Here is a 13,052-nt window from a genome sequence, read left to right as displayed (position 1 = left end):
CGCTCCGGGTGGTGCTCGGCGGTGCTTGATGCACGATGTCCGCCGCCATCTGGATACGATCGGCGTGGCCGAAGACCACCCGAACGATGCCAGGAGAAGCCGTGTCCGAGATCAAGATCGCCGTACTCACCCCCGACGGGCGCGAGGAGCGGACGGTCACTACGGGCACGAAGGCGTGGGAGCTCTTTGCGGACAACCCCGACGTGATCGCTGCGCGGGTCGGCGAGGACCCTTCGACAAGCTCAGGACACCGCCTGAAGGATCTCGCCTACGAGCTGGCTGACGGTGACGATGTCGAAGGCGTCCTGATCGACTCCAAGGATGGCCACGACATCCTGCGTCACTCGACCGCGCACGTGATGGCGCAGGCGGTGCAGGAGCTCTTCCCGGAGGCCAAGCTCGGGATCGGGCCGCCGGTGACCGACGGGTTCTACTACGACTTCGACGTCGAGACCCCGTTCGTGCCCGAGGACCTGGTCAAGATCGAGTCCCGGATGAAGAAGATCATCAAGGCCAACCAGAAGTTCTCCCGCCGGGTCACCACCGACGACGACGCCCGCGTCGAGCTGGCCGACGAGCCCTACAAGCTCGAGCTGATCGGTCTCAAGGGCTCGGCTGCCGACGCCGCCGAAGGCGCCAGCGCCGAGGTCGGCGGCGGCGAGCTGACCATCTACGACAACCTCGACCGCAACGGCGAGATCGCGTGGAAGGACCTCTGCCGCGGACCGCACCTGCCGACCACCAAGCGGATCCCGGCCTTCAAGCTGATGCGCAGCGCAGCGGCGTACTGGCGCGGTGACGAGAAGAACAAGCAGCTCCAGCGCATCTACGGCACCGCCTGGGAGTCCAAGGAGGCGCTCGAGGCCCACCTGACCCGGATCGAGGAGGCCGAGCGCCGCGACCACCGCAAGCTCGGCCGCGAGCTCGATCTGTTCTCCTTCCCGGACGAGATCGGCTCCGGCTTGCCGGTCTTCCACCCCAAGGGCGGGATCATCAAGCGGGAGATGGAGGACTACGTACGCGCCAAGCACATCGAGCACGGCTTCGAGTACGTCGGCACCCCGCACATCGCGCGTGAGCAGCTCTTCCACACCTCGGGCCACCTGCCCTACTACGGCGACGGCATGTTCCCGGCGCTGGACGTGGACGGCCAGGACTACCGCCTCAAGGCGATGAACTGCCCGATGCACAACCTGATCTTCCGCTCGCGCGGGCGGTCCTACCGCGAGCTGCCGCTGCGCCTGTTCGAGTTCGGGTCGGTCTACCGCAACGAGAAGTCGGGCGTCATCCACGGGCTCACCCGGGTGCGCGGCTTCGCCCAGGATGACTCCCACTCCTACTGCACCAAGGAGCAGGCGCCGGCCGAGGTCAAGCACCTGCTCGACTTCATGCTGACCGTGCTCAAGGACTTCGGTCTCGACGACTTCTACCTGGAGATGTCGACCCGCGACGACTCCAACAAGGACAAGTTCGTCGGCAGCGACGAGGACTGGGCCGAGGCGACCAAGATCCTCGAGGACGTCGCGAGCGAGACCGGCCTCGACCTCGTGCCCGACCCGGGCGGCGCGGCGTTCTACGGCCCGAAGATCTCCGTCCAGGCCAAGGACGCGATCGGCCGAACCTGGCAGATGGGCACGGTGCAGTACGACTTCAACCAGCCCGCCGCCGACCGGTTCAACCTGGAGTACCAGGCCGCCGACGGCACCCGCCAGCAGCCGGTGATGATCCACTCGGCGAAGTTTGGTTCGATCGAGCGGTTCCTCGGCGTGCTCGTCGAGCACTACGCCGGCGCCATGCCGCCGTGGCTCGCCCCGGTCCAGGTAGAGATGATCCCGGTTGCGGATGCGTTCAACGACTACGTCTACGACATCGCCGGCAAGCTGAAGAAGGCAGGCGTACGCGTCGAGGTGGACGAGTCGAGCGACCGCTTCCAGAAGAAGATCCGCAACGCCCAGCTCCAGAAGATCCCGTTCATGCTGATCGCCGGTGGCGAGGACGTCGAGAAGGGCGCGGTCTCGTTCCGCTACCGCGACGGCCGCCAGGAGAACGGCATCCCGGTCGACGAGGCCATCGAGCGGATCGTCGCTGCCGTGGAGTCGCACAAGCAAGTCTGACGAGAACATCCCGAGGGCGGTGCGTGAGTTTCACGCACCGCCCTCGTGGCATTTCCGGGCACCCTGGAACGCTGAAAAATAAACGTGACACCAAGTCGCGCGTACTCTTGTTATCGGGACGAGTGTCCGGGTAACGTGTGTCACGTAGTCAGTGGTTCGACGCAGAACTCAACGGTGAAGAAGGAGCGATCATCATGACCGCCGTTCAGGATGAGAAGTCCGCCGGATACGTCCGCCAGGGCAAGCAGGCCTACCTCGACACGCTTCGCACGCTGTCGGAGGCCTCGGTGGAGGTCCACTTCGACCCGTTCAAGGACATCGACTGGGACTCCGCCGAGCTGGAGGTGCGCCCGGACGACGAGCGCTGGATCCTCAACGAAGCCGACGAGATCGGTGCCCACCCGTGGTACAAGGCGCTGTCCAAGGAGCGCCAGATCGAGATCGGGATGTACCGCTGGGCCCAGGTCGCCAAGGTGGGGCTGCAGTTCGAGCAGCTGCTCATCGGCGGCGTGATGAACCACCTGGTCTGGTCGGACAACAACAACCCGGAGTTCCGCTATGCGACTCACGAGGTGACCGAGGAGACCCACCACACCCAGATGTTCCAGGAGTTCGTCAACCGGGTGAACCCCGACGTCGCCGGCGCGCCGACCTACTTCAAGGTCCTGGTGCCGCTGATGGCCTCGGCGGGCGCGTGGTTCCCGGAGGCGTTCTTCACCGGCATCCTGGCCGGTGAGGAGCCGATCGACCACCTGCAGAAGGGCGCGATGCGCTCTGGTGGCAGCCACCCCGCGGCCAACCGGATCATGCAGATCCACATCGCCGAGGAGGCCCGCCACATCGGCTTCGCCCACCAGTACCTCGAGCAGCACGTGCCCGAGCTCGGTCGGGTGAAGAAGACCCTGCTGGCCTACATCTTCCCGGTCATCATGCGACTGCTCTGCGACGTGATCATGGTCCCGAGCAAGCAGGCCCGCTACGACATGGGCATCCCGGACGAGGTCGCCCGCGAGATCTGGTGGAAGTCGGAGGAGTCCGAGAAGCTGCTGCGCGACCTCTTCGGTGACGTCCGCCTCCTGGCCGACAACCTCGGCATCCGCAAGGGTCCGGCCAAGCTGCTGTGGAAGCTGAGCGGCATCGACGGTCGCGCCTCGCGCTTCCGGGCCGAGCCGCGCGCGGCCTCCTACTGATCATCTCCACCGGCCCAGAACGGTAGTCACACGTGCCTCACGTCGTCACCCAGTCGTGCTGTGCAGACGCCTCCTGCGTGGTCGCCTGCCCGGTCAACTGCATCCATCCCGCCCCGGGCGAGCCCGGCTTCGCTGAGGCCGAGATGCTCTATGTCGACGCCAAGAGCTGTGTCGACTGCGGCGCCTGTGTCACGGCCTGCCCGGCCGACGCGATCCTGCCGCACACGACCCTGAGCGCTGCTCAGCAGCCGTTCCTGGCCATCAACGCGGAGTACTTCGACGTCTTCCCGCACAAGGACCGCACCCCGCTCGCTCTGGTCCACCCCCAGCGCCGGCTGACCCGGACCGGACCGTTCCGGGTCGCCGTGGTGGGGGCAGGGCCGGCGGGGATGTACGCCGCGGACGAGCTGCTCAAGCACCCCGAGATCAGCGTCGACGTCTTCGACCGGCTGCCGACGCCGTACGGCCTGGTCCGGGCCGGCGTCGCGCCCGACCACCAGAACACCAAGCAGGTCGAGAAGCTCTTCGCGCAGATCGAGTCGCAGCCGGGATTCCGCTACTTCCTGGGTGTCGAGGTGGGCAAGGACGTCTCCCACGCCGAGCTGACCGCGCGCTACCACGGGGTCGTCTACACCGTCGGCGCGGCGAGCGACCGGGCGCTCGGGATCGACGGCGACGATCTGCCCGGCTCGCTCAGTGCCACCGACTTCGTTGGTTGGTACAACGGCCACCCCGACAAGCAGGATCTGCCGGTCCACCTCGACGCGGAGTCGATCCCGTCGGGGCGGGTCGTCCTGGTCGGCAACGGCAACGTGGCGCTCGACTGTGCCCGGATCCTGGCCGAGGACCCCGAGCGGCTGGCCGGCACCGATGTCGCCGACGGACCGTTGGCGGTGCTGCGCGACAGCGCGGTGCGGGAGGTGGTCGTCCTCGGGCGCAGGGGGCCCGGGGAGGCGGCCTTCACCGTGCCCGAGCTGGTCGGGCTGATGGGGCACACCGGTGTCAACGTCGTCGTGGACACCGGGGACCTTCCGGTCGAGGAGGCGCTCGCCGGCGCGGACACCACCTCACGGCTGCTGCGCGAGCTCGCCGGGCGCGAGCTGCGTCCGGAGCTGCGTACGATCGTGCTTCGCTTCCTCAGCTCGCCGGTGCGCGTGCTGGGCACCGAGCGGGTCACCGGGGTCGAGGTCGGTCGCAACCGCCTCGAGCGCGACGCCGACGGCATCGTCCGCGCCGTCCCCACCGGCGAGACCGAGGTCCTCGAGACCGGGATGCTGCTGCGCGCGGTCGGCTACAAGGGCCTGCCCGTGGCCGACCTTCCCTACGACGCCGCGACCGGCACCGTCCCCAACGAGGGTGGCCGGGTGCTCCCGGGTGTCTATGTGGCCGGCTGGGTCAAGCGTGGCCCGAACGGCTTCATCGGCACCAACAAGTCCGATGCCGAGGAGACCGTCGAGCAGGTCCTCGACGACCTCGACGCCGACCGGATCCCCGCACCGGTCGGTGACGCCGCAGAGATCACCGCGGTCGTACGCGGCCGCCAGCCGGGCATGGTCGACCTGGCCGGCTGGCAGGCGATCGACCGCGAGGAGAAGCGCCGTGGCGCCGAGGCCGGTCGCCCGCGCGTGAAGATCACCGATGTCGAGGAGATGCGGGGCATCGCCGCGAAGTCAAGGAAACCCCGATACTCTCTTGGACGTCGCAAGGAGCGTTGAGACGCTCTCGACGCCGACGCGAGACATGCAGCACGGGAGCAGGGGGAGACGCGGGTGGCCGGGGAGAAGCGTGATGGCCGGCAGGACCGGTGGAGCAAGCACAACGAGCAGCGCCGCCAGCAGATCATCGATGCCGCCATCGCGGTGATCGAGGCCGGTGAGCCCGGAGCCGACGTGCAGGTGCAGCAGATCGCGGTGCGCGCCGGGCTGTCCCGCACGGTCATCTACCGCCACTTCGAGGACCGCGCCGACCTCGACCGGGCCGTGCAGCAGGCGATCCTCGACGGGCTCTGGTCCGACCTGATGCCCGGGATCACGCTCGACGGCACCGTCCCGCAGATCATCGAGCGGATCATCGGCACCTACGTCCGCTGGGCCCGGGCCCACCCCGCGCTCCACCTCGCCGCAGACCACGACATCGACGGTGGCGACGAAGGTCCCTTCCAGCAGGGGATGGAGCAGCTCGCCGGCCGGATCTCGGCGATCGTCGGCACCGCCGTCATCGCCCTCGGCGGCAAGCCCACAGCTGAGGAGGCCGAGGCTCTCGACCCGCTGATCTACGGCCTGGTCGGCGCGGTCTTCGGTGCCGTACGCCGGTGGCTGACCCGCAGCGGCGAGCGGCTGCCCGCCGAGACCCTGGAGCGGCTCACCGCCCAGTCGATCTGGTACGTCATCGACGGCCACGCGCGCGGCTTCGGGATCGAGCTCGACCCCGACCTGCCCCTCGAGGAACTCCTCACGAAGGACATCCTCACGGTATAGCCTCTCGGGTATCGCCCGGCCGCACGGCCGTTCAGCCCAGGAGAAGACCATGCCTCACATGCGCAGACTCTCGATCGCCGTCACCGCCGGCCTGGCGGCCACCGCCGGGTTCGCCGTCCCGCTGAGCCCGGCGGTGGCTGCGCCGGACAGCGGCTCCTCCGAGGGCACCGCCCGCGTCTTCATGGTCAACCCGATCCAGTCCAGCAACGACCAGAGCCTGACCGACCAGAAGGACGCCGCGAGCGCTGTGCCGGACAGCGCCTATGCCCAGGTGCCGCTGACCCACCTGGACGGCTCGGGTTACCTCCGCGGCGACTACGCGGTCGTCGAGTCGAGCACCGGGGCGCCGGCGCACTCCACCACAAACAGCTACTCCTACAACCGCCAGCAGGACCAGTTCGAGCAGGTCATGGGCTACTTCTGGGTCACCCGTGCGCAGACCTACCTGCACGCCCTCGGCTTCGGCGAGACGCTCCCCGGGGTCCTGAACGAGCCGTTCTCGGTCAAGATCAACCAGTACGGCGGCGACAACTCCTACCAGACCGACAAGCCCTTCCGGATCAGGCTGGGCAAGGGCGGTGTCGACGACGCCGAGGACGCCGAGGTGATCGTCCACGAGTACGGCCACGCCGTCCACGCCGACCAGGTGCCCGGCTATGGCAGCAGCCTCGACGCCGGCGCGATCGGAGAGTCCTTCGGCGACTACCTCGCCGTGACGGTCGGGCTCGACGCCGCCTCGGAGTACGGCTGGCCGGTCGCTGCCGACCCGTCCTGCCCGATGGACTGGGACTCGGCCTCCTACACCGACGCCCCGCACTGCATCCGCAGCTTCCACCTCGACCTGACCCTCGAGGACCGACGCAACCAGGTGCACTACGACGGCCAGATCTGGAGCCAGGCGCTGTGGGAGATCCGCGAGGGCTACCAGGACCTCGGCCTCTCCACCCCCGACTGGGACACCACCCTGATCTACTCCCAGTTCTCCTACGCGCCGGACACCAGCTTCCAGGCCGCGGCGGCCGAGACGTACGCGGCCGCGCTCGCTCGCGACGGCCAGGCGGCCGCCGACCTGGTCCGCGAGCGGTTCGCTGCCCGGGGGATCACCTTCTGATCTTCTAGGCCTCGCGCAGGTAGGCGAGGACGGCGGAGACCCGTCGGTCGGTGGTGGGATCGAGCCGGAGCTTGGCGAAGATGTTGCCGACGTGCTTGCGTACGGCGGCCTCGGAGACGAAGAGCGCGGTGGCGATGCTGCCGTTGGTGCGCCCCTCGGCCATCAGGGCCAGGACCTCCCGCTCGCGCTCCGAGAGCACGTCGAGCGGACCGTCGGGCCGTTGCCGGTCGAGGAGGCCACGTACGACCTCGGGGTCGACGACCGTCTCGCCGCCGGCCACCTGGTCCAGGCTGTCGAGGAAGTCCCGGACGTGTCCTACCCGGTCCTTGAGCAGATAGCCGATGCCGCCGCCACCGGCGGTGTCGAGGAGCTCGGCGAGATAGGCGTCGGCGACGTAGGCCGAGAGCACCAGGACGGCCAGGTCACGGTGCCGACGGCGGAGCTCGGCGGCGGCGCGCAGCCCCTCGTCGGTGTGGGTCGGCGGCATCCGGATGTCGGTGATGACCACATCGGGGCGGGTGTGGTCGGTGAAGGCGAGCAGGGCGTCCGCGTCGCCGACCGCGGCGATGACCTCGTGGCCGGCTCGCTCGAGGATGGCGAGAAGGCCCTCGCGCAGCAACGCGGCGTCCTCGGCCAGGACGATCCTCAGGGGAGCGCGATCGGGCACGTCATCCTCACTTCCGTCGGTCCGCCCGGTGGGCTGGTGACCTCCAGGAGGCCGTCCAGGGCGGCCAGGCGGGTGGCCAGACCGGCGAGCCCGCCTCCGGGACGCACGGTGGCGCCGCCGGCTCCATCATCACGTACGACGACCTCCAGCCGGTCAGCAGTGACCTGTCCCTGGACGCGGGCCGAGCGGGCACCGGCATGGCGGACCGCGTTGGTGAGCGCCTCGGCGACCACGAAGTACGCCGCGGCCTCGACCGGCGCGGGCAGTCGGCGATCCACCCGCAGGTCGACCGAGACCGGCAGCCCGGCCGCGCCGGCGAGCTCGCGGACGGCGGCGGTGAGCCCGTGGTCGACCAGCACCCGGGGGTGGATCCCGCGGACGGTGGCGCGAAGCTCTGCCAGCGCCGTCTCCGCCTGGGCGTGGGCCTGCCGGACGAGGTCGAGCCCGGCACCCTCCGGCACCTCCAGCTCAGCCAGGCCGAGCGTCATGGTCAGCGCGACCAGCCGCTGCTGGGCGCCGTCGTGGAGGTCGCGCTCGATCCTGCTGCGCTCGGTCTCGAAGGCGTCGACGAGATCGACGCGGGACCGGCGCAGATCGGCGACGGCCGCGGTCAGCCGGGTCTGGGCCGGCTCGAGCAGAAGCCGCGCCAAACTGGCCTGGGCGGCGGCGAGGAGGGTGGCGGCGTACAGGCCGGCGATCAGCAGCACCAGCCCCGGTGCGACGGCGATCCATGCTTCCGAGGGTGTGGTGAGCTGCCAGGGGCCGAAGGCGACGGGAGCGTCGATCCGGACCAGGACCGGGGCGAGCACGAGCACACCCGGGAGGGTGATGAGGAGGTTGAGCGCGACGGCGTCGACCAGCCACAGCACCGTGGCGACCAGCACGGTGTAGCCGACCTCGGGCCCCGAGATCCGCAGCCGGCGCAGCGCCCGGAACCGGTCGCTCCAGGCGATCCGCTCCGACGGAGCCGCCTTCCCCGAACCGGCCTCGGGCAGGACCAGCCGGAGGCGTACCCGCTCCACGTCGGCAACGAGTGCCGCCAGCAGCGGGATCCCGGCCAGGACCAGCAGGCCGACCAGGACGACCAGGGTGAGCAGTCCGACACCGACCAGCACGAACAGCAGGACGGCGACGACGAGACCGACCAGAGCGCCGGAGGCCAGGTAGGCCAGCGCGCGCCACGGCCAGCTGGAGGCGAGCAGCCGCCAGGGGGAGGAGCGCAGCGCGGCCCACACGTCGGGAGGTCTCATGATCCTCGAGCCTAGGCACTCTTGACCCCGCGGTGGGGTAGCGCACGCGCTACCTCACCGTGGCGTCTGCGCCCGTGCGCGCGGCGCGCACGAGACGTTTGCTGGAGAACATGACCGCCACCTTCCCGGACGCCGTCCACGCGCCCCGACCGCCCGGCCCGCCCGTCGTCGTTCTCGACGACGTCACCCGCACCTACCGGTCCCGCTCCGGAACGGTCCACGCCCTGCGGGGCGTCAGCCATGCCTTCGCCGCCGGGACTTTCACCGCGATCATGGGGCCGTCGGGATCCGGGAAGTCCACGCTGATGCAGATCGCCGCCGGCCTCGACCGGCCCACCGCGGGCCGCGTCCGGGTCGTCGGCGCCGATCTGGCCGGGCTGAACCGGACGACCCTGACGAAGCTGCGCCGAGAGGTGATGGGCTTCGTGTTCCAGCAGTACAACCTGCTCGAGGCCCTCACCGCCTACGACAACGTCGCTCTTCCCGCCCGTCTCGCCGGCCGGCGTGTGGAGCGCGCCCAGGTGATCGGAGCGCTCGAGCGGGTCGGTCTGCACGGGCTCGCCCGGAGGCGGCCACCGGAGCTCTCCGGTGGCCAGCAGCAGCGCGTCGCTATCGCGCGTGCGCTGCACACCCGGCCCGCGGTGCTCTTCGCCGACGAGCCCACCGGCGCGCTGGACCGTCATGCCGGACGAGACGTGCTCGAGCTGTTGCGGGACCTCGTCGACGCGCCGGGGACGCACGGACCGGCACAGACGGTCGTGATGGTCACCCACGACCCGCTCGCCGCCTCGTACGCAGACAGCGTGCTGTTCCTCGCCGACGGCGTGGTCGTCGGGCAGATGGAGCGCAGCGACGCCGCCCGGATCGCCGCCCGCATGGCCGAGCTCGAGCCCGTGCGATGAGTGAGCGTCAGCGAGCGACCGTTGGCCCGAGCATCGTCTCGCTGGCCGCGCACAGCCTGAAGACCTTGCGCCAGTCCTGGCCCCCGTACGCCGGGGCCGCCGTCGCACTCGCCGGTGGCATCGCCCTGATCACTCTGGCCACCAACATGCTGGGAGCGCTCGGCACTGCCACCGAGGGGCTGGATCCGCAGACCCGGACGCAGATCGACGATCTCGGGTCGCTGTTCGGCATCATGGCCGGCATCTCGCTCTTCCTGGCGCTCTTCGTGGTCTCCTCGACCTTCGGATTCGTGGTGGCCACCCGGCGCCGCGAGCTCGGCCTGCTTCGCCTGCTCGGCGCCACCCCGCGCCAGGTGCGGACTCTGCTGCTCGGAGAGGCGCTCGCGGTCGCGGCCGTCGGGACGGCCGCCGGCTGCCTGCTCGGCACCGCCGTCACGGTGCCGGTGCTGCACGTCCTGCACCGGGCCGGGGTCACTCCGGTCCTGCTCGCGATGCCGAGTCAGAGCACCGGTTGGGCGATCGCCGCCTCCTGCGGCGTCGGCGTCGCCCTGGTCGGGGCCTGGCGCGCGGGCGTCCGCGCCGGACGTACGCAGCCGGTCGAGGCGCTGCGCGAGGCGGTCCTCGAGCGACGACACCCCAGCGTGGTCCAGGCTCTGGTCGGTCTCACCGCAGCCGGCGCGCTGCTCGCGACCGCCGTGCTCGCGCCCCAGATGCCGCTGCTGTTCGCCCTGCTCGTGGGCATGTTCCTGCCGATCGTCGCTGTGATCGGTGCCAACGCGGTGGGCGGCCTGCTCTACACCGAGCTCGCTGCGTACGCCGGTGCCACGGTGGCAGGACGAGACCCGGCGGCGCACCTGGCCCGCGACCTCGCCCGCACCAGCAGCCGGATGACCGCCGCGGTGGCGGCGCCGGTGGTGGCGATCATGGCGGTGGCCGGCTCGATGGTGCTCGCGGTCGGTGCGACCGCAGACTGGAGCGAGGGTGCCGACCGGGCCGCCCTCAGGTCGGAGCTGGTCGTCGAGCAGGCGGAACGCCCCGAGCGGATCCAGGATCTCCCCGGGGTGGGCGTGAGCGACGTACGCCGCACGGCGCAGGTCGGGTTCGGGGGCGGCCCCGAGGACGTCGAGGTCGTCGATGTCGCCAGTGCGGCAGCCACGAGGAGCCTGAAGGCGACCCAGGGGAGTCTCGACGATCTGCACGGCCGGGCGATGGCGGTCACCGCCTCCTACGTCACCGACCTCGGCGGCCGGATCGGCCAGACCCGCCGAATGCGTATCGACGGCCGGGTCGTCAAGGTGCGCCTGGTCGCGGTCGTTCCCGACGCCCCGAACCTGTGGAGCGACATCATCGTGCCCGACGACCTGCGACGCATCGACCGGGTGGCCCGCGACACCGGCACGGTCTTCGTGCGCACCGACGCCGGTGCGGACGTCGCCGGGACCGCACGGTCGATCCGGGAGACCGGTGCCGAGGTGAGCACCGGTGAGGAGTGGGTCGGCGCGGTCTCGGCCGAGGCGAGGGAGATGAACACGGTCGTGCTGTGGGTGATGCTCGGCCCGGCCGGGGTCTACGCCGCGATCGCGGCCGTCAACGCGGTCCTGATCGGGGCAAGCCAGCGCCGCCGTCAGACCGCCACCGCCCGGCTCGTCGGTGCCACCCCCGCCCAGGTGCGCCGGACCGCGCTGTGGGAGACGGCGTTCACCGGCGCCGGAGCCCTGCTGGTCGGAGGCGCGGTCACCGCCTTCACCGGCTGGCTGATGCGACAGGCGGTCGTACGCGACGTGCCCGGCGCACCGTTGACGTTTCCCTGGCAGGCCCTCTCCGGGATCACGGCGGCCTGCCTGGTCGTGCTGCTCGCGGCCGCCGTCGCCGGGGCGTACACCCTGCGGGGCGAGGAAGCGCCCGAGTGATCTCTGGGACCTCGAGCGGATCACCTCGCGCGCCGCGGCGTGGCTGATCAGGCGAGATCGCCAGTCACGCGCGCGAGGTCTCCTCGTTGATCTCTCGCCTGCGAGCGACGCGGGCGATGAGGAACAGGATCGATCCCACGATCACGTAACCGCCGCCGATCATCCACGTCAGCGCGCTCTGCTGGGTGAGCAGCGCGACGCTGGCGACGAGAGCGAGGATCGAGACGATCCGCGGCGCCTTGAAGTATTCGTGCGCGACGACGTCCTTCTTGAGCACGAGCGCCGAGATGTTCGCCGAGATGAACACCAGCACGAGCAGCAGCACCGTGGTGTCGGCCAAGGTGCCGACGTCACCGATGAAGCTCATCGCGATCGTCGCTGCACCGACCACCAGGATCGCCACCCACGGCGTGCGCCTCGTCGGTGCCACCTGGCCGAACATGCGGGGCAGCAGGTTCGCCTCCGCGAGGCCGTAGGTGGCGCGACTGGCCATCACCATGAACAGCAGCGCGCCGTTGCCAATGGCGACCAGGGCGATGAGCGAGAACAACCAGGGTGGGAAGTCGAGGCCGGAGGCAGTGATCACCTCGAGGAGCGGAGCCTCGGAGCTGGCCAGCTGGTCGGTGGGTACCACGATGGAGGCGCCGATCGCGATGGAGAGGTAGACGACGCCCGCAGTGAGGATCGCGCCGAACAGCGCGCGGGGATAGGCGCGGCTGGGGTGCTTCACCTCCTCGGCCATGTTGGCCGCGGCCTCGAAGCCGAGGAACGAGAAGAACGCGGTGACAGTCGCCGCGAATGCGCCCTCCAGCGGCGAGATCCCCTCGGCGTACGTGGTCAGCCTCGACACATCGCCGTCTCCGCTGCCGAAGACGAGCGCGGCCACCACGATGATGATGATCAGGCCGGTCATCTCGATCAGCGTCGCGGCGACGTTGGCGATCATCGACTCCCGCACGCCGCGGAGGTTGATCGCCACCAGCAGCCCGATGAAGATCAGAGTGACCGGCACCGGTGGGAGCTCGATCAGCGCTTGGAGATAGTCGCCGGCGAAGGCGTTGGCCAGCGCCGCCGCGGTGGTGATCCCCGAGGACAACATCAGGAAGCCGATCAGGAACGTGACGTAATCCTTGTTGAAGGCTCGTTCCGCATACCTGGCCGCGCCGCCGGCGTGCGGGTACTTCGTGATCAGCTCGGCGTACGTGCCGGCCGTCAGGAGCGCCAGGACCAGGGCCAGGATCAGCGGCATCCAGATGGCGCCGCCGACATCCTGGGCCATGCTGCCGACCAGGGTGTAGATTCCCGCTCCGAGCGTGTCGCCCACGATGAAGAAGAACAGCAGCCACGTGGTGATGCCGCGGGCGAGCTTGGTCTTCGGTTCGTCGGATTCCTTCAATGTCTCCCCCATCTCTGCACTGTGCCACACGAACC

At 70.0% G+C, this 13,052-nt stretch carries 10 protein-coding genes; 7 read left to right on the top strand and 3 right to left on the bottom strand.

Annotated features, from left to right (window positions below):
* The first annotated feature begins 101 nt into the window (after window positions 1-101).
* The 5 genes from thrS to BJ988_RS12305 all read left to right on the top strand — a co-directional run bounded on the left by thrS (window position 102) and on the right by BJ988_RS12305 (window position 6,892).
* Window positions 102-2,114 (top strand): threonine--tRNA ligase, encoded by a 2,013-nt coding sequence (thrS, locus tag BJ988_RS12325; protein ID WP_179658260.1) that lies wholly within the window; start codon window positions 102-104, stop codon window positions 2,112-2,114.
* Window positions 2,115-2,308: 194 nt separating this feature from the next.
* On the top strand, window positions 2,309-3,304 hold the full coding sequence (locus BJ988_RS12320; protein WP_179658259.1) for an AurF N-oxygenase family protein: 996 nt from the start codon (window positions 2,309-2,311) through the stop codon (window positions 3,302-3,304).
* 32 nt (window positions 3,305-3,336) lie between these two features.
* On the top strand, window positions 3,337-5,019 hold the full coding sequence (locus BJ988_RS12315; protein ID WP_179658258.1) for an FAD-dependent oxidoreductase: 1,683 nt from the start codon (window positions 3,337-3,339) through the stop codon (window positions 5,017-5,019).
* A 54-nt stretch (window positions 5,020-5,073) separates the two neighbouring features.
* Window positions 5,074-5,781 (top strand): TetR family transcriptional regulator, encoded by a 708-nt coding sequence (locus tag BJ988_RS12310; RefSeq protein WP_179658257.1) that lies wholly within the window; start codon window positions 5,074-5,076, stop codon window positions 5,779-5,781.
* A 58-nt stretch (window positions 5,782-5,839) separates the two neighbouring features.
* Complete coding sequence (locus tag BJ988_RS12305) at window positions 5,840-6,892, top strand: M36 family metallopeptidase (protein WP_246321468.1); 1,053 nt, start codon at window positions 5,840-5,842, stop codon at window positions 6,890-6,892.
* Between the two features lie 4 nt (window positions 6,893-6,896).
* On the opposite strand, the gene BJ988_RS12300 is transcribed toward BJ988_RS12305, so the two are convergent.
* Window positions 6,897-7,559, bottom strand: coding sequence for a response regulator (locus BJ988_RS12300; RefSeq protein ID WP_179658255.1), 663 nt, complete (start codon window positions 7,557-7,559; stop codon window positions 6,897-6,899).
* Window positions 7,538-8,809 carry a sensor histidine kinase gene (locus BJ988_RS12295; RefSeq protein ID WP_179658254.1) on the bottom strand — a complete coding sequence of 424 codons (1,272 nt, stop codon included), beginning with the start codon at window positions 8,807-8,809 and terminating at the stop codon, window positions 7,538-7,540. The genes BJ988_RS12300 and BJ988_RS12295 overlap by 22 nt, the downstream gene beginning before the upstream one ends.
* A 110-nt stretch (window positions 8,810-8,919) precedes the next feature.
* Between BJ988_RS12295 and BJ988_RS12290 the strand changes: the two genes are divergently transcribed.
* Both BJ988_RS12290 and BJ988_RS12285 read left to right on the top strand, forming a co-directional pair.
* Entirely contained in the window at window positions 8,920-9,711 is a 792-nt protein-coding gene (locus BJ988_RS12290; protein WP_179658253.1) for an ABC transporter ATP-binding protein, read from the top strand.
* Window positions 9,708-11,621 (top strand): FtsX-like permease family protein, encoded by a 1,914-nt coding sequence (locus BJ988_RS12285; protein ID WP_179658252.1) that lies wholly within the window; start codon window positions 9,708-9,710, stop codon window positions 11,619-11,621. The genes BJ988_RS12290 and BJ988_RS12285 overlap by 4 nt, the downstream gene beginning before the upstream one ends.
* Window positions 11,622-11,685: 64 nt before the next feature.
* Here BJ988_RS12285 and BJ988_RS12280 read toward each other — a convergent pair whose 3' ends face one another.
* Window positions 11,686-13,029 carry an APC family permease gene (locus tag BJ988_RS12280; RefSeq protein WP_179658251.1) on the bottom strand — a complete coding sequence of 448 codons (1,344 nt, stop codon included), beginning with the start codon at window positions 13,027-13,029 and terminating at the stop codon, window positions 11,686-11,688.
* Window positions 13,030-13,052 lie beyond the last annotated feature (23 nt).

The organism is Nocardioides panzhihuensis (assembly GCF_013408335.1).
Classification (GTDB): Bacteria; Actinomycetota; Actinomycetes; order Propionibacteriales; family Nocardioidaceae; genus Nocardioides; species Nocardioides panzhihuensis.
This window is presented reverse-complemented; position numbering and strand designations above follow the sequence as displayed.